Source organism: Streptomyces sp. NPDC003300, assembly GCF_040610915.1.
GTDB lineage: Bacteria > Actinomycetota > Actinomycetes > Streptomycetales > Streptomycetaceae > Actinacidiphila.
On the sequence record NZ_JBEXNE010000007.1, the window covers coordinates 105,753 to 127,252 of the forward strand.

The window sequence follows — 21,500 nt, forward strand, 5'->3', positions numbered from 1 at the left end:
AAGCAGCCATGGCACGCACGACCGCCACGGGACGTAACCGTACGCAGCAGGGTGGGGCGGCGGCGCGCCCGCCGCGCAGGCACCGTACGTTCGGCGACTTCGTGCGCGCGCTCGGCGCGTTCCTGGCGCTCGCCGTGCTCGTGGTGGGGGTGCCGGGCGCGCTTCTGTACTTCATCGGGTCGCCGTTCCCGCACCACTTCGACTCCGACCTGGTGCAACAGCCCATCACCAGCGAGACGTTCGTCAACACGCTGGCCGTGATCGTATGGCTGGCCTGGGCGCAGTTCACGGCGTGCGTGCTGGTCGAGACCAAGGCGGCGGTCTCCGGCGTGGGCATGCCGAGCCGGGTGCCGGGCGCGGGCCCGAGCCAGTTGCTGGCACGGCAGTTGATCGCGGCGCTGCTGCTCGTCGGCGTGAGCACCGCGGGCCTCGTCCCCGGTCTGTCCCAGCTCGGCCAGGGCAACCAGCACGAGAGCCAGGCGCGGCCGGGCGTGGCCGCCACCGCGCAGCAGACCCCCGGCCAGCAGCACCAGGCACGTACCGTCAGCGCCGCCGTACCGCATCAGCAGGCCGCCCAGCACGCGGCGGGATCGCACCAGAGTGCGGGTCAGTCGGCGCACAAGGACACCAAGTTCTACCGGATCCAGCCGCCCGAGGGCCGGCACCACGACTCGCTGTGGGAGATCGCGCAGCGCCACCTCGGCGACGGCCGCAGGTACAACGAGATCTACCAGCTCAACAAGGACCGCGTGCAGCCGGACGGCTCCAAGCTGTCGCAGGCCAGCCTCATCCGGCCCGGCTGGGTGATGGAGATGCCCTCCGACGCGCACGGCGGCGACCTCGTGGAGATGCCCGTCGCAGCCACGCACGTCGCGCCCGACGTGCAGCATTACGCCGAGCACGGCGGCGCCAAGGACACCACGGCCGAGGGCGCGCACGCCTCCGCCCAGCACGCGGCGGCCGAGCAGGGCGGCGGCGGGACCGGCGCCCAGGGCGGCGGATCGGGCGGTTCCGGCTCCACCGACAGCGCGTCCGCCGAGACCGGCCCCGGCGGTACGGGCGGCCCCGGCGGTACGGGCACGGGCGGTACGGGCGGGTCCGGCGGTCGCCACGCGGCCGTCACCACCCCGGCCCATGCCGAGACGGCACCCGAGCACGGGCCCACCGCCGCCTTCACCGCGAACTCCTCCTCCCACTCGCACGGCTTCGACCTGTCCGAAGCGCTGATCGCCGCCCCGCTGCTGGCCGCGGGCCTGCTCGCCGCGCTCGGCCGCCGCCGTCGTACGGCCCTGTGGCAGTCGGTCACCGCGGGCGGCCTGCGCACGCCGCGCACCCCCACCGGGCCGCAGGCCGACGCCGCCGACGCGCTGCGTGTGGGCGCCGACCAGGACACCGTCGCCTTCCTCGACCGCGCGCTGCGCGCGCTGTCCGGCCGCCTGGACGCCGAGGGCCTCAAGCTCCCGACCGTCTACGCCGCGTGGCTCACCGACGAGGCCCTGCACCTGCAACTGGCCTGGCCCGAGGGCCAGCCGCCGGCCCCCTGGCAGCTCGGCCAGGACCAGACCTTCTGGCGGCTCGACCGCGCCGACCTCACCGAGGACGCGGACGTGTCGGCGGCGGCCCCGTACCCCGGCCTGGTCGCGCTCGGCACGCTCGACGGCGCGCGGCTGCTGCTCAACCTCGAAGCGGTGCCCGGCATCGTCTCGCTGTCCGGAGCCGCCACCGACCGCGAGGCCGTACTGGCCTCCGTCGCCTCGGAGTTGGCCACCAACGGCTGGTCGGACCGGATGACCGTCACCCTCGTCGGCTTCGCCGAGGACCTCACGGCCCTCGCCCCCGCCCGCGTCCGGCACCTCGCCGACGTGCCCGAGGTCATCGAGACGATGTCCGCGGAGACCGCGCAGCGGGCGGGCGCTCTGCGTACGGCGGGCCAGGACAGCGTCCTCACCGGCCGCACCGGCCGCGCCCAGCACACCCAATGGGCACCGCACCTCGTCCTGCTCGCCGCCGAGCCCACCGAGGAGGAGGCGAACCGGCTGGCCGAACTCGCCTCCGACGCGGGCCGGCTCGGCATCGGCTACCTCGTCGCCTCCAGCCGTCCCGACATGCCGGGCGCCGCCTGGGAGCTGGAGATCACCTCCGCGGGACGGCTGCTCGCCCCGCTGCTCGGCCTCGACCTCGAAGCGCAGGTGCTGCCCGCCGATCAGTACCAGGCCGTGCTGCGGCTGTTCGCCGAGGCGGGCGGCGAGGACGGCCCCGGATCGGGCCCCGACGCCCCGCCGTTCATGGTGGACCTCTCCGACCAGGGACGGCCCGGCGTGTACGCGCGCCTGCTCGGCTCCTTCGAACTCGTCGGCGTCGACGAGCCGTCCGCCGAGCGCAGCCAGCTCCTCCACGAGGCCCTGGCCCTGCTCCTCCTGCACCGCGAAGGCGTCCACCCCCGCGTCCTGGCCTCCGCGCTCTGGCCGCGCGGCGTCACCGAGGACGTACGCGACGCCCTCGTCGAACGCCTCCGCGACTGGCTCGGCACCGACCCCGGCGGCATCGCCCGGCTCACCATCGACGACACCGGCCGGATCGTCCTCGCGTCCTCCGTCGTCTCCGACTGGGACGTCCTCCAGACCCTCCACCACGAGGCCACCGAGGGCAGCGCCGCCTCCGACCCCACCGCCCGCCGCCGCCTGCTCACCCAGGCCCTCTCGCTGGCCCGCGGCCCGCTCCTCCAGGACCGCACCGCGGGCCGCTACGGCTGGCTCTCCCACGAGATAGTCGACGCCCAACACCCCGTCCTCGTCGCCGAGATCGCCCTCGCGCTCTCCGCCCTCCACCTCGACGCGGCCAAGCCGAAGGCGGCCGTCGCGGCCATCGAGGCGGCCCTGGTCGTCTCCCCCAACGACGAGCGCCTCTGGCTCGAACTCCTCCGCGCCACCCAGGCCACCGGCGACCCCGCCCGCCTCCAGGCCGCCGCCAACTCCCTCATCGCCCGCAGCGACTCCCTCAGCGGCCCCAGCCGCGGCCTCCCGCCCCGCGTCGAAGCCCTCCTGGACGAACTGCTCCCCGAATGGCGCGGCAGCATCGCCAACTGACCCTCACGAACTGACCATCATGGCGGGGGAGTATCACCAACCGACCCTCTCCCCACGGACTCTCACGGAGCTTCGATGAACAAGTCCCTCGCCGCCGCGGTCTCGACCGTCACCCTCACGGTGACGGCCCTCGTCACCCTCACGGCCTGCGGTGGCTCGGACGACTCCGCGAGCGACAAGATCATCGACACTCCGTCGTCCCAGTCCGCCCCGTCGCCGACCGCGTCCGCCACGGCGTCGCCGGTCACCTCCGCGACGGCAGAGCCCATGGACTTCCACCTGCCGTCCGACATCAAGGTCGTCATCGACGCCGATGCGACCGGCGACGCCGCCAAGGACGCGGTACTGCACGGTCAGGCCGACACATTGACGGCGCGTCAGAAGCTCTACGTGGACCTGGATCCGGCCTCGAACGTACTGAAAGCGTACTTCTCCGGACAGGCCCGGTCGTTCTACGCTGAGCAGATCGCGAAGCGGAAGAAAGAGGGCCGTACGGTGACGGGGACCTACCGCTACTACGACCGCAAGGTGACGGCGGTGACGGCCGATACCGCAGTCGTGACCTATTGCGAAGACCAGTCCAAGGCGTACTCGAAGGACATCAAGACCGGTGAGGTCCTGCGCACCGCGCCGACCGCCGACGACTACCGCCTCTATACGGCCACTTTGCTGAGGAACGCGGCGGGCGTCTGGCAGCTCGACTCCTTCCAGGGCAAAGCGGCCGCCCCGGCCTGCCAATGAGGGCCCCTCGGCGGGCCGTCGTCGGCGCGAGCGTCCCCAATATCCTCGGCGTCCTCGGTTTCCTTGGCGTCGCGTTACTGGGAGCGGCGAGTCCCGCCGTCGCGGGAGACGGCGACCCCATCTCCCCGCCGCCCAAGCCTCCTACGCGTCAGGCGACCTCCGACAACGGCTCCATCAGCGCGGGCGTCCAACTGGACACACGCCACAACGGCAGCGGACGCTCGGTACCGGTGTCGGCGGTGGACCGCAACTGGACGCCGCCGCTGTGCTGGAGTCAGCCGAAGTACGACGCGGAGCAGTACAAGGACTGGGCGCTCGGCCCTGAGAACGTCGGAATCGGTCCCAACGCCGCCCAGATCGCCGAGACCGTCAAGAAGCGCACCGACTTCCACGAAGACGCCAAGGGCGCATGGTGGTTCCGGACCTACGACGTCGACCAGATGACGTCCGGTTCCACGACGCCCGGCCGGGTGGCCGCGTGCACGTCGATCCCCGGCCAACAGTGGGTCGGCGCCGTCGCCCCCAAGCCGATGCTCGCTCTCTCACCCCAGGTGCTGTCGGGCCTGGCCTACAAGGCCCTGCTCCTGCCCACACCCACCGTCCGATTGAGCCCGGCCGCCGACAACCAAATCGTCAACGTCCCCACCTTCGCGTCGTTCACCGGGGCCCTCCCCGACCGTGTCTGGGTGACCGCCAGCTTCGACGCACTCGGCCTCACCATCGCTGCCACAACTGTCGCTGTCCCCAGCGCCCTTCGCATCGACGCGGGTACTCCTTACGCCGAGCCGCAGACGTGTGAATACGACCTCACACCTGCCGCGGGCGGCGGGTACCAGGTGGACTCGTCGAAGGACGCCTGCAACGTCACGTACCGCAAAGCGGGCCCGTACACCCTGCACGCCGAGATCACGTGGAAGGTGACGTGGACGGCGTCGGTGAATCCGAACGGACCGGTGGCGGAGCCGGGCTTGCCGGACGGACTGTCGGGCAATGATGTCGCGGTGGTGGCGAAGGAGGTCCAGACGGTGGTGCGCTGAGCGCGTGAGCGGTGCCGCGTCAAATCCGATTCACCCGTAACCCCGAGGCGGATCGGGGTCGTTGTCAGTCCGTAGGTAACGGCATATGACGGCGACAACGAGGGTGGTCGGGGTACGAGGATGGCGGACCTCAAGGTGACGGATCAGGTGCTCGCCGATTCGGAGCGGCTGTTGACGAAGCTGCACTTCGAGTTCGAGAGCATCAAGGTCCATCGGGACGACCTGCACCACATCTGGGGGTCGGGCGCGGTGGCGGGCGCGATGGACGCGTTCGTCAACAACTGGGCGTGGCACCGCAAGAAGCTCATCGGCGGCATCGAGTCCGTCGGCGGACTCGTCGGCGCGGCCCGCGAGACGTTCAAGCAGACCGACGAACACCTCGCCAAGAGCGGCTGACCCCCGTGGCGACGACCACCAGGCCGCGCCCGCGCGACTGGCACCCTCTCACCGACACCGATCCCACCCCCGGTGACCCCGAGTCCATCCGCGACGAGGTCGCCCACATGAAGCACCTCGCGGGCATGCTCAGAGCCGAGGCCGCCGACCTCAAGGTCATCGGCACCGGCGACGGCCTCAAGGGCCGCTACGCCACCAAACTCCGCGCCGAAGCCCGCGAACTGGAAGTCCACCTCCGCGAGACCGCCGGCCGCTACGAACGCGTCCACGGCCATCTCACCGCCTGGGCCGCCGAATTGGAGGCCATCCAGTCCGACGCCGACCGCATCCTGCGAGGCGCGCGCGCCGACGCCGAGGCGGCTCCCTCTGAGGACACCGAATCCGCCTCCGCCTCGGGCCCGGGTTCCGGTTCCGGCTCCAGCGACGACCCGCTCGCCAAGTACCGCCGCTCCCTGACCAGGGTCGAGGCCCACCGCGACGAGCGGGCGTCGCACTACGCGGCGCGCATCCGGCACGAGATCAACGACAAGATCAAGGACAGTTGGTGGGAGCGGCGCAAGAACGAGATTGACGGGGTGAAGGGGGCGATTTCGCTTGTCGCGGATGTGATGAGCTGGGTCGCCACCGTCATCGCGATCGTCGCGATCTTCACCACCCCCGCCGGTTGGATCGCAGGTCTCGCCGTCTGGCTCGCGGTCGGCGTCCTAGCGGGACACATCGCCCTCGCCGCCGCAGGCGACTGCTCCTGGCTCGACGTCGGCATGGACATCTTCGGCCTGCTGACGATGGGCATCGGGGGCGCCGCCCTGAACGGTCTCAAAGACGTACGTGCCGCGACGAAGCTCGCCGCTCAAGCCGCTGCCGACGAGCGGGCCGCCGTCACCGCCACGCGGGCCTCCCGGTCCGTTCTCGACCGCTCGTCCGCCACCGTCAACCGTCGCGGCTCCACAGCAGCGGCGCGTGCCAGGGCCCGTCACGTCCGCAACATCGCCAAAGCCGCAGCCGAGCGGGCCGGTCGCAACGCGGCCGTGGAGGAGGCTGCCACCCCGATGGCTGAGGCTTCCCAACGAGAGGCGGTGCTTGTCGGAGGCGACCGCGAGACGGCGAATCTCTACAAGGACGTGGTCCGGATGCGGGCCGCGTATCCGGAGAGTGGCGCTGTGCAGCGGGCGAGCCAGGGGGCTGAGGGCTACAAGGGCACGTTCCAGGGGACGTGGATTGCGGCCACCGCCGTGGACGGTGCGGATAAAGCCGTTGGTGACAGCGACGCCCTGCCGGAGAAGCCGGACTACGGTCCGTACGGAGCCTTCAAGGATCGGTATACGAGAGAGGTTGGCTCGGCATGGTGACTGTGCCGCGCGGGATGACGAGGTCCACGTGTTCTACGTGAGCAACGCGAATGGCGATCCTGTCCTGGCACGTAGCGACAGGTTGATTCGGACTGGAGGCGTGGTGCCGTTTGCTGGGCTTGGCCTGTTAGCCGTCACAGCGCCGCTACTTCGCCCGAGCAGGTTCACCTTCATCGTCGAGACGTTGTCGCTGTCGGCTACCGGACAACTATTCGTGTGGTGCGGCATGTTCGGCCTGTTCCGCATTCGCGGCTGGGCCTCCGGCGTGCTCGCCTATATCTGGCTCGGAGCCATGTTCAACGCCTTGGCGGTCGCGTCGACCGGCATCGTCTACCTCGCGCCCATCCCCTTGCTGGCTCCAGCCACCGCCTGGCTTGCCAAAGTGCGGCTGCGCCGCAAACCCCCGGCGGAGGCGGCCCGGTGACGGCCGCGACCACCCCCGTCGGGTACACCCTCGTGCTGCCCCCGGGCTGGGCCCGGATCCCTCTGCGCGCGGGCACCGCGACGGCGTTGGACGAGAAGGTGTTTCGGGGGATCGAGCGGATTCCGGCGGGGGTGCCGAGGGATGAGGGGATGGCGTTTCGGGCGGAGGTGCGCCGGAGGGTGGAGGGGATGGCGCGGGAGGCGAGGGCGGGGGGTGGGCTGGATCTGTATGTGCCGGTGAAGGCGCGGGCGGGGCTGGTGGTGGGGGCGTCGTTCGTGGTCGCCGAGGTGGCGGGGGAGTGGGCGGGGGAGGAGCCGGGGGCGGAGGCCGTGTTGGGGCGGCTGGTGGGGGAGGAGCGGGGCGGGGCGCCGGGGGAAGTGCGGGAGGTCGCGGGGACGTTGGGCGTGCGGTGGGAGTACGTGGAGCCGCCGGCCCTCCGCGAGAGCGAACCGGTGGAGACGTGTGCACGGCATGTCGACTACGTCGTCCCCGTGCCGAGGCAGGGCGCGGGGCGGTGGCTCGCGGTGGCGTTCTCGACGGTGGGGGACGGGGATCCGGGCAGCGAATTCACCAGGGCGCTGGCCGAGTTGTTCGACGCGCTGATGACGACGTTCCGTTGGAGCTACGCGTGAGCGGGAGCCGGCTGGACGCCCGGCGGGTGGACGGTTCGCGGTGGGTGTGGGTCCCGCCGCGGTGGCCGGTGCCGGGGAGCGAGGGGGAGTTCCCGGACGCCGCCGCGTACGCGCGGGTGATGGCCGAGGCGCACTGGGAGGACAGCGCCTTGACGCCGGGCCCCGGCGAGGTACGGGAGTTGGCCGAGGCGCTGACGTACGGGATGGAGCGGTATCCGCGCGTCTATCCGGGGTACGGGCTGCACTTCCACCTGGACGGCCCGCGCGGGAATCCGCTGGCCGTGTACTGGGCGGAGTTCGACATCGAGGGCGAACTGCCCGGCGAATTGCGGGAGCTCACCCACGCGGACGCGGAGTACGCCGTGGAGCCGCCGATCGTCGAGGACTTCGGCAGTGAGCACTTGGGCACCGGCATCCGCGTGATGCGCTACTTCGTCGACCCGGACGACAACGGCATCACCATCGGCCTCCGTTACGCGTGGCGCGTGCCCGAGCACGGTGCGGACGTGCTGGTGATGACGGCGGCGCCCGATCCGGGGCGGGTGCTCCGGGCGATGGACGACATCGACGCCTTCGCGCGGGCCCTGCACTTCGGCCCCTGACGTCACCGGCTACGCGCTCCGCGCCCGTAGCGCCGTCTTCTTGGCCTGGTTGCCGCACACGTCCATGGAGCACCAGCGCCGCGTCCCCGGACGGGACTGGTCGAGGAAGACGGCGCCGCACGTCGGGGAGGCGCAGGGGCGCAGGCGCGGCAGCAGTTCGGGGGTGGCGGCGAGGTCGAGGGCGTCGCGGGCGATCAGGGCGAGGGTCGCGGTGAGGGGGTCGTCCGCGTGCCACTGGAGGTCGCCGGAGGGGGCGAGTCGGGGGGCGGGGACGGCGTGGGCGGCGGCGCGGTTGAGCCGGGCGCGGGCGGTGTCGCCGAGGCCGGAGCCGGGGGCCGCGCCGGGTTCCCTGTCGGGGGCCATGGCGGCGCTGACCAGCGCGTGGACCGCCTCGCGCAAGGCGCGGGCCTCGCGCAGCCGGGCGGGTGTGGGCGGGGTGGCAGGTACGTCGGAGCAGGGGCCGCACTGCCGTACCCAGGCGATCAGCGCCTCCGGATCGGCCAGCTCCTCGGTGACCGCGGGCGTGCCCCGGTAGCGCAGTGTCCGCTGGTAGTCGAGGCACAGCCGCCCGGCGCCCTCGCGGAAACGCGGCTGAGTACGGCCGCTGTCCAGGGCCGGGGCGTAGGCGTCGATGCCGTTCGCGGTCATACGGGCCACTCTACCGGGGAACCGGTTTAACTGGTACCTTCGGAACTGGTTAAACCGGTTTCCACTTCGACGAGGTATCGATGTCCCAGCCGTCGTCCGACGCACCGTCCCCAGGGCCCGAACCCGTGCACATACCCGCGTCCGGACCCGCCGCCGCAGGGCCCGGACACGCAGTCGGCGCCACACCGGTCCCCGTGCCGGGCCCGCCCCGCCGCCTCATCGTCCTGCTCGCCGTCGCCTGCGGCCTGACCGTCGCCAACCTCTACTACGCGCAGCCGCTGCTCAGCGAGCTGCGCCAGGCGTTCGGGATTGGTGCGGTCGCCGCGGGCAGCCTCGTCACCGTCTCCCAACTCGGTTACGCCGCCGGCCTGCTGCTCATCGTCCCGCTCGGCGACGTCATCGAGAAGCGCCGCCTGGCCACCGTCCTGCTCGCCCTCACCATCGCCGGTCTGGTGCTGGCCGGTCTCGCACCGGGCTTCGCCGTCCTGCTCGCCGCGCTGCTGATCGTCGGCACGACGCTCGTCGTCGCCCAGATCCTCGTGCCCTTCGCCGCCGACCTCGCGCCGGACGAGAGCCGCGGCAAGGTCGTCGGGCAGGTGATGAGCGGCCTGCTGACCGGCATCCTGCTGTCCCGTACCTTCGGCAGCCTGCTGGCGGACGCGACCAGTTGGCGGGTCGTCTACCTGACCTCGGCCGGGCTGATGACCGTACTGACCCTGGTACTGCGCAGGTCCCTGCCGCGCCGCGCTCCCGGAGCCGACGCCGCCACGCTGTCGTACGGGCTGCTGCTGCGCTCCACCGCCCGCCTGCTGCGCGTGCACCCGGCGCTGCGGCGCAGGGCGCTGTACCAGGCCGCGATGTTCGGCGCCTTCAGCGTCTTCTGGACCACCATCTCCTTCGTTCTGACCAGCGATCCCTTCAACTACAGCCAGTGGCAGGTCGGCCTCTTCGCGCTCGCGGGCGCGGGCGGCGCACTGGTGGCACCGCTCGCCGGACGCTGGGCCGACCGCGGCCTGGTCCGGCCGATGACGGCCGTCGCCTTCGTCACCGCGGCCCTGGCCTTCGGCCTCGCCGGGGTGGGACGGCACAGCGTCATCGCGCTCGGTGCCGCCGCGGTGCTCCTCGACATGGCCGTGCAGACGACCCTGATCCTCGGCCAGCAGGTGATCTACCGGCTCGACGGCCAGGCCAGGTCCCGGCTCAACAGCGCCTTCATGGCCACCTTCTTCGTCGGCGGCGCGGTCGGATCACAGGCTGGTTCCTACGCCTACCACGCCGGTGGCTGGACCTCGGTGGCCCTGCTCGGCGCCGCCCTGCCCGCCCTCGCGCTGCTCTACTGGATCGCGGAATGGCGCGGCCCGCGGCGCCGCGCCGACCGAGCGGACGGCATCGACACGGCCGGCACCGCCGACAGGAAAAGCAGCACAGTCCGGGCAGGCAAGGACGGCACCGCCCTCAACGACCACCTGCCACCGGCCCCGTCCGTCACGCCTTCGCCACCACCCCCAGGATCTCCGGAAGACGATCGAGCAGCCGCGGAGCGGTGAACCGCAGCGAGACCGCCGCGACCGCGAGCCCGTACAGCGCGCCCACCGGGAGCACCACCCACAGCAGCGAATGGAGATCGTTGAAGTGGAGGGCGAGGGTCAGCGCGATCACCGGTAGCGACAGGGCCGCGCCGCTGAAGGTGCCGCCGACGACGTTCAGCGCGACGAGACCGCCCTGGCCGGGCGCCGCGTTGGCGAACGGGTTGTCCTGCGGGAGCGCGTACGGGTAGCGGACGCTCGCGTAACTGCCGGTCGCGATGAGCGCGCCCAGGAAGGCGAAGGACAGCCCCAGCGTCTCGGGCAGCGCCGACACCCGGTGGAGCAGCAGCGCCGCGCCGGTGGTGACGACGGTGACGTACGGCACGGCGATGGCGGCCAACGTCAGCGCCCGGCCGCGCAGTTCGAGCGCCGCGTCCCTGCGGGTGGTGATCGTCGCCGACACCGTCCAGAAGGCGGAGCCGTCCATGCCGAACTGGTTGTACATCTGCATGCCGAGCAGCCCCGCCGCCCACAGGCACTGGTAGACGGTGCCGTGCTGCACCACCGCGACCAGCGGCAGCAGCAGCCCGACGGCCAGCCCGGTCGCCCACGCCGCCTTCGACCTCGGGTCGCGCCACAGGTACCGGAACTGCCGCTCCATCACCGTGGCCGTCCGGCCGCCCACCAGCCGCCCGGGCAGCAGCCGGGCCGGCAGCGAAGGGCCCACCGCCGCCCCGCCCCGCGCCTTCGACCCCTCGCGCTCCGGCGCCGCCTGGAGCGTGGACGCGTCGGGCGAGACCATCAGCCGGTGCAGGCTGGCGTGCCACCAGCGCAGGACCAGCGCCAGCACGGCGACGGTGAGGGCCAGTTGCACGACGGCCAGGCCGTACGACCCGCGCGCCGTCGACCGCACCGCGTCCACGGCGGGCGCGGGCGGAATCCAGCGCAGTACGGACGCCACCGAGGTCGCCCGGTGCAGACCGCCGTCGGACGACAACGAGTTGACGCCGAGGTTGACGAGCTGGGCACCCACCGCCACGAACAGACCGCTGAGCAGGGCCAGGTCGCGGCCCTTGCGGCTGGTCAGCAGCCGGGTGTTGGCGGCGGCCACCGCCCGCGACAGCGCCACGCACAGCAGCAGCGTCAGGGCCACGGCCACGACCGCGACGACCCACGCGGCCCCGCCGTGCGCGACCGCGACGACCGCACCGGTCGACACCAGCAGTGTGAAGAGCGGACCGACGCCGATCAGCGACGACACCAACAGCGCCGTTATCAGGGGGCGCGGCCGTAGCGGCAACATCGCCAGCCGGGTCGGGTCGAGCGTGTCGTCGCCGCCGAAGAAGAACAGCGGCATGATCGCCCAGCCCACGACCAGGACGACGGTCACCGTGACGGCGGCGGACGGTGCGTAGTGGTTGTTCCGCAGCGCGACCATTCCGGCGCCCATGCCGAGCGCGTACAGCATCGCGAAGGCGACGCCGAGGGACCAGCCGACCGTACGGCCGGTGGACCGGCGCAGGCCGTTGCGGAAGAGGGTGAGCTTGAGCCGTACGAAGACCGGCGTGAGCGAGGAACCGCGACCGAGCGCGGTCGGCGGCGCGGGAGCGGCGAGCGGGGTGGTGGCCGAGGTGGTCATCACTTGCCGCCGCTCAGCCAGTCGAGCGCCTGCCCGTCGCGCCGGTCGGCGCCCACCAGCGACAAGAAGGCGTCCTGGAGCGAGGGAGCGGTGCCGCGCACCTCGGCGAGCGGGCCGCGCGCCACGATCTTGCCCGCGGCCATGACCGCGACCCAGTCGCACAGGCTCTCCACCAGCTCCATCACGTGCGAGGAGAAGACGACTGTGCCGCCCGACTCCGTATAGCGCTCCAGCACACCGCGGATGACCTGCGCGGACACCGGGTCGACGCCCTCGAACGGCTCGTCGAGGAAGAGGACTTCGGGATTGTGCAGCAGGGCGGCGGCCAGGCCGATCTTCTTCCGCATACCGGTGGAGTAGTCGACGACCAGCTTGTTCTGCGCGGCCGACAGATCCAGGACGTCGAGGAGCTGACCGGCGCGCTTGTCGACCTCGGCGCCCGGCAGGCCGCGCAACCGACCCGTATAGCCGAGCAGTTCACGCCCCGACAGCCGCTCGAACAGCCGCAGACCCTCCGGCAGCACGCCGATCCTGGACTTCACGCCGACCGGGTCCGTCCACACGTCGTGGCCCACGATCCGCACACTGCCGTCGTCCGGCCGCAGCAGGCCGGTGATCATGGAGAGCGAGGTCGTCTTCCCCGCCCCGTTCGGCCCCACCAGGCCGATGAAGCGGCCCGCGGGCAGCTCCAGATCGATCCCGGCCACGGCCACTTGCTCGCCGAACCGCTTCCACAGCCCGCGCACACGCACAGCGACCGGAAAGGTGTCTCCGGCCGCCTCGGACACCTCCTCGGCGGTCCTCCCGTACGGCACCGGCCGGTACGGCGTCAGCTTCCGCTGCGACTCCTGCTCCCCCTGCGACCTCTGCGGCTCCGACATGGCGGCACCTCTCCCCGTCTCGCGCCCCTGCCCCCGGCGCGCCGCTGGTCGGACGACGCGCGAAGGTCTACGTCCGACAACCCTAGACGCGACCACTGACAGTGACCGAAGGACTCGGGAGCGTGAGCCCCGCGCGCAGGGGTCAGCGGCCCCTCGCCGCCGCCAACTCCCGCCCGCACGCGTACGCCAGCGGGCTCAGCAGCTCCTCGACGTCCGGCAGCCACCGGTTCAGGGCGGTCGGCTGCCGCGCCCACTGCACCGAGGCGCCTGGCCCCGTCCGCGTCGGCGGCGCGGCGATCCAGTCGCCCTCGCCGCGCACCCGCAGGTCGAGCGAGCCGGGCGCCCAGCCCAACTTCCGCAGCAGATCGGGCACCTTGACGGTGGCGCCGGGCAGGACGAAGAAGACCAGCCTGCGGTCGGGCGTGCAGATCACCGGGCCCAGCGGCAGATCCATCCGCTCCATCCTGGCCAGCGCCAGGCACCCCGCCACCTCCGGCACGTCGACCGCGTCGAACGTACGGCCCGTCGGCAACAGGACCGAGGCGCGCGGATGCTTGCCCCACATGCGCCGTACCGCGTCGGCGCTGCCGCTGGCGTGCGCCGCCCAGTCGGGCCGGGTCGGGTGGGCGCCGGGAGCAGGGCAGGTGGGAGACGCGCAGGAGCACAGCGCGGGGCCGCCCGTGTCGTCCTCGATCCAGGAGCCGGGGAGCACGTCCCAGTGCCGCTCCTGCGCGTATCGGACGGCCGTGTCGAGAAGTTGGGCGGTGAGCTGCCGCGGTGCTCCGATGGTGTCTTCCACGCGCTGCACAACTTCCCTCGTCAGCGTGAGTTACGGGGGCCGGGCCCTCGGCTCATGGCGGGCGCACTGGTGCACGCCCGGGGGCGCGTGCGCGATCCGGGCCCGTATTCGGGTAGTCACTTGGGGTCCGCGTGTCGTTCCGCTCGTTCCGCTAAAGGCGAAAACGACATGAAATGCCGCTCTAACAGGGCATTTTTCGGTGATGAGATGGGCACCTGTCACCAGGACGAGGTACGCATCGTCGAAGTGGGGGAATTGATGGCCGCACGACCGCTCGTGGCTCGGCAACCGAACGAACGGCTTCAGGCACTTATCCAGGAGGCCGGCTGCTCCAACGCCGGGCTCGCCCGCAGGGTCAACATGTGCGGCGCCGAACACGGCCTCGACCTGCGGTACGACAAGACGTCCGTGGCCCGCTGGCTGCGGGGTCAGCAGCCGCGCGGCCGGGCCCCGGCCATCATCGCCGAGGCGATCGGCCGCAAGCTGGGACGCGCCGTGTCCATCGACGAGATCGGCATGGCCAACGGCAAGAACCTGGCCACCGGCATAGGTCTGCACTTCGCGCCGACCGTCCTCGGCGCGATCGAGCAGGTCTGCGAGCTGTGGCGCAGCGACGTCGGCCGCCGCGACTTCCTCACCGGCTCCACGGTCGCCGCCTCCGCCCTCGTCGAGCCCAGCCGCGACTGGCTGATCACCCGCCCCGACCAGGGCGTCGCCCGCAACGGCGGTGCCAGGGTGGGCATGTCGGACGTCGAGGCCGTCAAGGCGACGACGCAGGCGCTCACCGACCTGGACCACCGCTTCGGCAGCGGACACGTCCGCCCGGTCGTCGTCCATTACCTCAACAGCGTGGTGTCCGGGTTACTCGCGGGCACCTACCGCGACCAGGTCGGCAGGGAACTCTTCGGCGCCGTCGCGCGGTTGACCGAACTGGCGGGCTACATGGCCGTCGACACCGGACAGCCCGGACTCGCCCAGCGCTACTACATCCAGGCGCTGCGCCTGGCCCAGGCGGCGGGCGACCGCGGCTACGGCGGCTACATCCTCGCGGCCAGCATGAGCCACCTCGCCGCCTCGCTCGGCAACCCGCGCGAGATCGCCCAACTCGCCCGCGCGGCACAGGAAGGCGCCCGCGGCCAGGTGACACCCACGGCGGAGGCGATGTTCTACGCCGCGGAGGCACGCGGCCACGCGCTGCTCGGCGACGCCCGCACCTTCGCGACCGTGGCCAACCTCGCGGTCGAGTCCATGGAACACTCCCGGCCCGACGACGACCCGCCCTGGATCGCCCACTTCGACCACGCCTACCTCGCCGACGAACTGGCGCACTGTCACCGCGACCTCGGCCAGGCCGCGCCCGCCGCGCGCCGCGCGGAGGAAGCGCTCGCCGCGCACCCCGAATCGCGCACCAGGCGCCGTGCCATCGACATGCTGCTGCTCGCCGACGCCCAGGTGCAGCAGCGCGAACTGGAAGAGGCCTGCAACACGGGCACCCGCGCCGTCACCCTTCTGTCCGGTCTGCGCTCCAACCGCGGCGCGGAGTACCTGGACGACTTCCGCCGCCGCCTGGAGCCCTACGCGGCGGAGCCCGTGGTCCGCGAGTTCGGCGCCCGTCTGGAGGAACAGGACGCCGCATAGCGGACCATCACCGAATCGTTACGCGACCGACACCGCGTCCCCGCGCGGTGGCCAAAGCGCTGGAGAGACCTTGCGGGAACGGGCCCGGTACGCCCGGTACTTCCGCCCTCTCGGTGTGTCATGACGTTCACTCGTTCGGGTACGTGGTTGATGGTCCGGTTAACCCGGTAGCGTTGGCGGATGGTTCGGAAGGATCCGGCAACGGACGACAGGGCATAGGCGGGAGTCAGCGGCGATGCACACCGACGGACGCGGCGAGGAGACGCCTGAGGCGTACCGGGGCGTCGTGGTGCCCGCGGGGCGGCAGCAGCCGCCCTACGGGGAACATGTGCAGCCGGCCGGCGGCTCCCCCTGGGGCGAGCCCGCCCCGCTGCCCGAGCCCGCCGACGCCACCCAGATGCTGCCGCCGTATCCCGGGAGCATGCCGCCGCCCGCCGTCCCGGTGGCCGACGCCACGCAAATGCTGCCCCCGTACCCCGGCGGCGACCCCGGCATGCCGATGGCCGCCGCGAGCCAGGGGCCGGGCCCTGTACCGCCGCTGCCGCCCGTCCCGCCGCAGGCACCGCCCACGGCGCCGCAGCAGCAGGCCGCCGACGCCACCCAGGCGCTGCCGCTGTCGATCTTCCAGGACCGCGACCAGCAGGAACAGCAGCCGCAGTACGGCGGCCCGCAGTCCCCGCCCGCGCAGCAGTCGTACGAGCAGTCCTTCGAGCAGCCTTACGACGGCTACGGGCAGCAGGGGTACGACCAGCAGCAGTCGTACGGCGGCCAGCAGCAGTACGGCCAGCAGTCGTACGACCAAGGTCAGGGCGAGGGCCAAGGTCAGGGCCAGGGCGGCGGGTACGAGGAGCAGCCCCAGACGGGGCCGCAGCACGACAGCGACTACGACCACCTGTTCCGCAGCGACGTGCCCGGCCCGGAACCGCTGCGCCAGCGGATCATCCAGCCGCCGTCCCAGCAACAGCAACAGAAGCAGTACGGGCAGCAGCAGGGCGGCATGGGCCAGCCCCCGCAGCAGCCGTACGACCCCGGTTACGGCTACGACGGCGGGCACGGTCAGGACGACGGTCCGCGCCGCAGGCTGTCGCCCCTCATGGTGATCGGCATCGTCGTCGCCGGGTGCGTCGTCGCGGGCCTCGTGGTCGGCGGGCTGTTGAACAAGGGCGGCGACGCCAAGACGGACAACACCGCATCGAAGAGCGGCACCCCGGCGTCCTCCGCGCCGAGCACGTCCGCGAGCGGCAGCACCGACTCCGCGACCGACGACGCCGTCAAGCAGCAGGCGCAGGGCCTCGACGCGCTGCTGAAGACCAGCGGCAACAGCCGCAGCTCCGTGGTGAGCGCGGTCGAGTCGATCAAGAACTGCAAGAATCTCGGGCCCGCCGCCGCCGACCTGCGGTCCGCCGCCACCCAGCGCACCGGCCTGGTCACCCAGCTCGGCGGCCTGTCGGTGGACAAGCTGCCCAACCACGCCGACCTGACCGAAGCCCTCACCAAGGCGTGGCAGGCCTCGGCCGCCGCGGACGGCCACTACGCGAACTGGGCCGACCAGGCCGCGCACAACCACAGCGTCTGCAAGGGCGGCCACGCCCGCAGCACCGGCGAGGCCCAGGACGGCAACCGCGAGAGCGGCACCGCCACCGAGCAGAAGAAGCGCGCGGTCCGGCTGTGGAACGCCATAGCGAAGCAGTACGGGCTCACCGAGCGGCAGTACAGCCAGCTCTGAGCCGGGTGCCGTTGGTGGACGGGGCCACGCGCGTATACGCGTCACCGCGCGTTTCCTTGCGCGCCTGTGCGCTCCCGTGCGCTTATATGCGTGCGTACGCGGACGGACGGTGACGGACCCGACACGTCCGCGCCCGACCGATGAATCCGCGCCGACGCGGCAGTCTTCCTCTCGACCGCACCATGCGAGAGGTGGACCGATGACGCATCCCACGAACAGTTCCACGACCGATCCGGCGGCGGGCCTGCGCGGCGTCCTGGAGCCGTACATCGACAGCGGCACGATTCCGGGTGCGGTGGGTCTGGTGGCACGCGGCGACCGGGTGGAGGTCGCAGCGGTCGGTTCCGCGCACCTTGAGGGCGCCGTGCCGATGGCCAGGGACGCGATCTTCCGGATCGCCTCCGTCAGCAAACCGATCACCGCCGCCGCCGTGATGATGCTCGTCGACGACGGCCGGATCGCGCTGGACGACCCCATCGCGACCTGGCTGCCGGAACTGGCCGCGCCGGTCGTCGTCCGCACCCCGGACGCCCCGGTCGACGACGTGGTCCCGGCCGCCCGGCCGGTCACCGTGGCCGACGTGCTCACCTTCAGGGCCGGGTACGGCATGCCCAGCGACTTCTCACTCCCCGCCCTGCAACCGCTGTTCACCGAGCTGAAGCAGGGTCCGGCGCGGCTGTCGGGCTTCGCGGGCCCCGACGACTGGCTGGCGGCGCTGGCCCGTATCCCGATGCTCCACCAGCCGGGAGACGCCTGGCTGTACAACACCGGCTCGGACATCCAGGGCGCGCTGATCGCCCGGGTCTCGGGCCGCTCCTTCGCCGAGTTCCTCGCCGAGCGGATCTTCGAACCGCTCGGCATGGCCGACACCGGCTTCACCGTGGCCGCGACCGCGCTCGACCGGCTGACCAGCGCCTACGGGACGGGCGCGGACGGCGGTATCGAACTGTCGGACCCGCCGGGCGAGGAGTGGACCAAGGCGCCCGGTTTCACCTCGGGCGCGGGCGGCCTCGTCTCGACCGTCGACGACTGGTTCGCCTTCGCCCGCATGCTGCTCGCCGAGGGGACCGTGGACGGCCGCAGGCTGCTGTCCGCGCGGTCGGTACGGATGATGACCACCGACCACCTGACTCGGTCCCAGCGCGACGCGAGCGAGCTGTTCCTCGAAGGCCAGGGGTGGGGCTTCGGCGGCTCGGTGGACGTCGCGGAGACCGACCCCTGGAACGTCCTCGGCCGCTACGGCTGGGTCGGCGGCAGCGGCACCACGGCGCACATCACGCCGTCGACCGGCGCTGTCAGCATTCTCTTCACGCAGCGCTCGATGACCGGCCCGACGCCGCCCCAGGTGATGCGGGACTTCTGGCGGTACGCGGCGGGGGTGTGAGGGCGCGCGCGTCCTGGACGGGGCGCTAGGAGTTGTACGGGCCGCTCGGGGGTGGTCAGTTCTGCGCGGACGAGTTCTGCCGGAGCGTCTTGGTCAGGTCCACGAAGCCCGGCCGCGCGAGCACGAGCCGCCCGTCGCGTACCACCTGATAAGTGACCTTGGAGTTCACCATTCGGGAGTGGCTCGGGATGCCCAGCAGATCGGCCTGCGTCCAGCCGAGATCCGGGGTGAGGCCGCCGGTCGACAGGTGGGTCGTGGTGTCCATCGCGCGGTGCAGATTGTCCGCGTTCACGCTGACCTTCTCGTCCATCGCCCGCACCACCTTGGCGAAGACGGTGTACGCGACCCAGGTGGTCTGCACCCCCGGGTCGGCGACGTCGATCCGGTCGTCGCCGAACGCGTACTTCTTCACCACCGACTTCATCTCGGCCCACTTGGCGTCGGACGCGGGCGGGTACCAGCCGGTCACGTACGCGTTCTCCAGCGGGCTGCCCGCGCCGCCGGTCGAGTCCACCACCGACTGCTGCACGCTGCCGAGCACCGAGGACAGCCGCACTTTCGGCTGCTCCTCGCCGACCCGGCGCAGCGAGTCGAAGAAGGTGCTGGTGCGGTCGCCGAGCACCGCGGAGACGCAGGTGGAGGGCTTGTTGTTGCCGACCGCGGCGGTGGCGATGTCGGTGTAGTCGTTGGAGTCGTCGGCCGTGAGCATGTCGCGCGCGGGCGGCCGGCCGCCGCTCTTGAGCCCCTGGTCGAGGAAGATCGGGAACTGGTCACCGGTGATCGTGTCGGGCCGCACCAGGTTGACCTTCTTGCACAGGTCCGCCAACTGCCGTCCGCTGCCCGCCAGCAGCGCGGGCAGACCGCCGTTGACCGGGTACGACAGCAGGCTCTGGAACTCGTCGGCGGTGATGCCGTAGCCGCCGATGTACGGGATGCCGTTCGACTCCAGGGCGGTGGTGAAACTGCCGCCCTCTTCGCTGTAGGAACCGACAACCGCGACCGCGCCCGCCTTCGCCGCCTGCTGCGCGCAGTCCGTGACGGCGACCGCGTCATGGCGTTCGTTGCAGGTCAGCACCTTCAACTTGCGGCCGTTGAGACCGCCCTGCTCGTTGGTGTACTTCTCGAATGCCTGCGCCATGGCGAGCATTCCCGGCATATTGGTCGATTTCGTGTCGACCGGCGCCCACGTCATCACGACGAGCGGTCCCGTGGAGCCGCCCGAACCTCCGGGAAGCACACCGCACCCGCTGAGCAGCGCACTTGTGGCCAGCAGCGCGACGGCAGCCGTGCGGACCCTGCGGATACGCCGTTCCCTCATGTCATGCGAAGATTCCGGCCCGCGCCCAACGCCGGGGTGACCACAAGCGAACGGACGGTCACTATCAGGTGAATTACGGGTGGCGTCGGTGGAGAACGTACGATGCGCCATTGTGCAAGGTTCGGAGAAGTCTTCCCGTCGCGGCCGTCACTCCTCCACGATGGGGGGCATGCCGCTCAATGACATGCCCTGGTGGCGCTGGCGCAGCAATGTGCGCTCCGCGCTGCACATGATCAGCGACCCGGTGTTCCAGCGGGAGGTCTGGCAGACCGGCCGCGAGGGATACGGGGACGTCACGGACGCCGTGTACCGGCTCGTCGAGGACACCTGGCTCGACAACTGGTCCGCCGAGAAGTACGTGGGCACGATCTTCCGCGACTCGCAGGAGGCCGCGCTCGTCGACGTCGCCGTGCTGCGCGTCCTCAAAATCCTGCACCAGGTGGGCGCCGACGCACCTGTCGCCGCCTATCTCGACCACCACGCCTGGCCGGAGGCGGTCCGCGCCGCCCGCGACGCCCACGTACGGATGTCCGCCGCCGACGGCGACGACCCGGACACGCCGCCGCGCTCGCTGGAGGTGCTGGCGATCTACATACGGTCGGCGTGACCGTTGGATGTTCGTACGTCCCCGGGCCGCACCTGGTGCGTGTTTTCCGGTGGCACCTGCTTTTCCCCGCGCCACCTGGCGCGCGATATCCGTGGGTTCCGCTTGACGGACAGTCCGACCTGAGGGGGTCGGTTTGTGCGAGGCTGACGGCGTGACCGAACAGCAGCCGCCGCAGCCAGACCCGCAGTACGTCCTCACCCTGTCCTGCCCGGACAAACAGGGCATCGTGCACGCGGTCTCCAGCTATCTCTTCATGACCGGTTGCAACATCGTCGACAGTCAGCAGTTCGGCGACCAGGACACCGGCCTGTTCTTCATGCGGGTGCACTTCTCGGCCGAGCAGGCGGTGACCGTGGACAAGCTGCGCGCCAGCTTCGCGGCGATCGCCGAGGCGTACCACATGGACTGGCGGATCCACCCGTCCGACGAGCGCATGCGGGTCGTGCTCATGGTCAGCAAGTTCGGGCACTGCCTCAACGACCTGCTCTTCCGCACCAGCATCGGCGCGCTGCCGGTCGAGATCGCCGCCGTGGTCTCCAACCACACCGACTTCCAGGAACTTGTGGGTTCCTACGGCGTTCCCTTCCACCATGTGCCGGTCACCAGGGACACCAAGGCCGAGGCCGAGGCGCGGCTGCTGGAGATCGTGCGCAAGGAGGGCGTCGAACTCGTCGTGCTCGCGCGCTACATGCAGGTGATCTCCGACAACCTGTGCCGTGAGCTGTCCGGTCAGATCATCAACATCCACCACTCCTTCCTGCCGAGCTTCAAGGGCGCCAAGCCCTACCACCAGGCGCACGCCCGCGGTGTGAAGCTCATCGGCGCCACCGCGCACTATGTGACGGCCGACCTCGACGAGGGGCCGATCATCGAGCAGGAGGTCGAGCGGGTCGGCCACGAGGTCACGCCGGAACAGCTCGTCGCCATCGGGCGCGATGTGGAGTGCCAGGCGCTGGCCCGCGCGGTGAAGTGGCACAGCGAGCACCGGGTGCTGCTCAACGGCCACCGCACGGTCGTCTTCGCCTGAGCGGGCTCTTTGCTTGAGTCTTCTGTCCGAGCTCTTCGCC

19 protein-coding genes are annotated in these 21,500 nt (G+C 71.5%); 14 read left to right on the plus strand and 5 right to left on the minus strand.

Annotated elements, in window-relative coordinates; genetic code table 11:
- Positions 1–8: 8 nt before the first annotated feature.
- The 8 genes from ABZX65_RS13100 (at position 9) to ABZX65_RS13135 (ending at position 8,267) form a co-directional block, all read left to right on the plus strand.
- The gene (locus ABZX65_RS13100) at positions 9–3,086 is read left to right on the plus strand and encodes a BTAD domain-containing putative transcriptional regulator (RefSeq protein ID WP_355337507.1); all 3,078 of its coding nucleotides are present in this window, start codon (positions 9–11) and stop codon (positions 3,084–3,086) included.
- A 75-nt stretch (positions 3,087–3,161) separates the two neighbouring features.
- On the plus strand, positions 3,162–3,827 hold the full coding sequence (locus tag ABZX65_RS13105) for a hypothetical protein (RefSeq protein ID WP_355337510.1): 666 nt from the start codon (positions 3,162–3,164) through the stop codon (positions 3,825–3,827).
- Positions 3,824–4,864 (plus strand): hypothetical protein, encoded by a 1,041-nt coding sequence (locus ABZX65_RS13110; RefSeq protein ID WP_355337513.1) that lies wholly within the window; start codon positions 3,824–3,826, stop codon positions 4,862–4,864. Before ABZX65_RS13105 ends, ABZX65_RS13110 begins: the two co-directional genes overlap by 4 nt.
- Positions 4,865–4,984: 120 nt before the next feature.
- A complete protein-coding gene (locus ABZX65_RS13115; protein WP_355337516.1) occupies positions 4,985–5,260 on the plus strand; it encodes a hypothetical protein in 276 nt (91 codons plus the stop codon).
- 5 nt (positions 5,261–5,265) lie between these two features.
- Positions 5,266–6,609: a hypothetical protein gene (locus ABZX65_RS13120; RefSeq protein ID WP_355337518.1), complete on the plus strand. Its 1,344-nt coding sequence runs from the start codon at positions 5,266–5,268 to the stop codon at positions 6,607–6,609.
- A gap of 28 nt (positions 6,610–6,637) precedes the next feature.
- Positions 6,638–7,033, plus strand: coding sequence for a hypothetical protein (locus ABZX65_RS13125; RefSeq protein ID WP_355337520.1), 396 nt, complete (start codon positions 6,638–6,640; stop codon positions 7,031–7,033).
- Positions 7,034–7,221: 188 nt separating this feature from the next.
- Positions 7,222–7,665 (plus strand): hypothetical protein, encoded by a 444-nt coding sequence (locus tag ABZX65_RS13130; RefSeq protein ID WP_355337523.1) that lies wholly within the window; start codon positions 7,222–7,224, stop codon positions 7,663–7,665.
- Positions 7,662–8,267: a hypothetical protein gene (locus tag ABZX65_RS13135; RefSeq protein ID WP_355337526.1), complete on the plus strand. Its 606-nt coding sequence runs from the start codon at positions 7,662–7,664 to the stop codon at positions 8,265–8,267. Before ABZX65_RS13130 ends, ABZX65_RS13135 begins: the two co-directional genes overlap by 4 nt.
- A gap of 9 nt (positions 8,268–8,276) precedes the next feature.
- On the opposite strand, the gene ABZX65_RS13140 is transcribed toward ABZX65_RS13135, so the two are convergent.
- Entirely contained in the window at positions 8,277–8,915 is a 639-nt protein-coding gene (locus ABZX65_RS13140) for a CGNR zinc finger domain-containing protein (protein ID WP_355337528.1), read from the minus strand.
- A gap of 194 nt (positions 8,916–9,109) precedes the next feature.
- On the opposite strand from ABZX65_RS13140, the gene ABZX65_RS13145 reads away from it, so the two are divergent.
- Entirely contained in the window at positions 9,110–10,462 is a 1,353-nt protein-coding gene (locus ABZX65_RS13145; protein ID WP_355337531.1) for an MFS transporter, read from the plus strand.
- Here ABZX65_RS13145 and ABZX65_RS13150 read toward each other — a convergent pair.
- The 3 genes from ABZX65_RS13150 to ABZX65_RS13160 form a co-directional block, all read right to left on the minus strand.
- On the minus strand, positions 10,401–12,080 hold the full coding sequence (locus ABZX65_RS13150; RefSeq protein WP_355337534.1) for a transporter: 1,680 nt from the start codon (positions 12,078–12,080) through the stop codon (positions 10,401–10,403). The genes ABZX65_RS13145 and ABZX65_RS13150 overlap by 62 nt on opposite strands.
- Positions 12,080–12,961, minus strand: coding sequence for an ABC transporter ATP-binding protein (locus ABZX65_RS13155; protein WP_355337536.1), 882 nt, complete (start codon positions 12,959–12,961; stop codon positions 12,080–12,082). The genes ABZX65_RS13150 and ABZX65_RS13155 overlap by 1 nt, the downstream gene beginning before the upstream one ends.
- 142 nt (positions 12,962–13,103) lie before the next feature.
- Positions 13,104–13,760: a bifunctional DNA primase/polymerase gene (locus ABZX65_RS13160; RefSeq protein WP_355337538.1), complete on the minus strand. Its 657-nt coding sequence runs from the start codon at positions 13,758–13,760 to the stop codon at positions 13,104–13,106.
- A 258-nt stretch (positions 13,761–14,018) separates the two neighbouring features.
- On the opposite strand from ABZX65_RS13160, the gene ABZX65_RS13165 reads away from it, so the two are divergent.
- The 3 genes from ABZX65_RS13165 to ABZX65_RS13175 all read left to right on the plus strand — a co-directional run bounded on the left by ABZX65_RS13165 (position 14,019) and on the right by ABZX65_RS13175 (position 18,508).
- Positions 14,019–15,398, plus strand: a complete 1,380-nt coding sequence (locus ABZX65_RS13165; protein ID WP_188279929.1) for a transcriptional regulator — start codon at positions 14,019–14,021, stop codon at positions 15,396–15,398.
- A gap of 235 nt (positions 15,399–15,633) precedes the next feature.
- Entirely contained in the window at positions 15,634–17,124 is a 1,491-nt protein-coding gene (locus tag ABZX65_RS13170) for a hypothetical protein (RefSeq protein ID WP_355337540.1), read from the plus strand.
- 199 nt (positions 17,125–17,323) lie between these two features.
- On the plus strand, positions 17,324–18,508 hold the full coding sequence (locus tag ABZX65_RS13175) for a serine hydrolase domain-containing protein (protein ID WP_355337542.1): 1,185 nt from the start codon (positions 17,324–17,326) through the stop codon (positions 18,506–18,508).
- Between the two features lie 55 nt (positions 18,509–18,563).
- Here the strand turns inward: ABZX65_RS13175 and ABZX65_RS13180 are convergent, their stop codons facing one another.
- Entirely contained in the window at positions 18,564–19,826 is a 1,263-nt protein-coding gene (locus ABZX65_RS13180) for an ABC transporter substrate-binding protein (RefSeq protein ID WP_355337545.1), read from the minus strand.
- A gap of 160 nt (positions 19,827–19,986) precedes the next feature.
- Here ABZX65_RS13180 and ABZX65_RS13185 point away from each other — a divergent pair, with 160 nt between their 5' ends.
- Complete coding sequence (locus ABZX65_RS13185; RefSeq protein WP_355337548.1) at positions 19,987–20,433, plus strand: hypothetical protein; 447 nt, start codon at positions 19,987–19,989, stop codon at positions 20,431–20,433.
- Positions 20,434–20,584: 151 nt separating this feature from the next.
- Positions 20,585–21,460, plus strand: a complete 876-nt coding sequence (gene purU, locus ABZX65_RS13190; RefSeq protein ID WP_188279924.1) for a formyltetrahydrofolate deformylase — start codon at positions 20,585–20,587, stop codon at positions 21,458–21,460.
- Positions 21,461–21,500 lie beyond the last annotated feature (40 nt).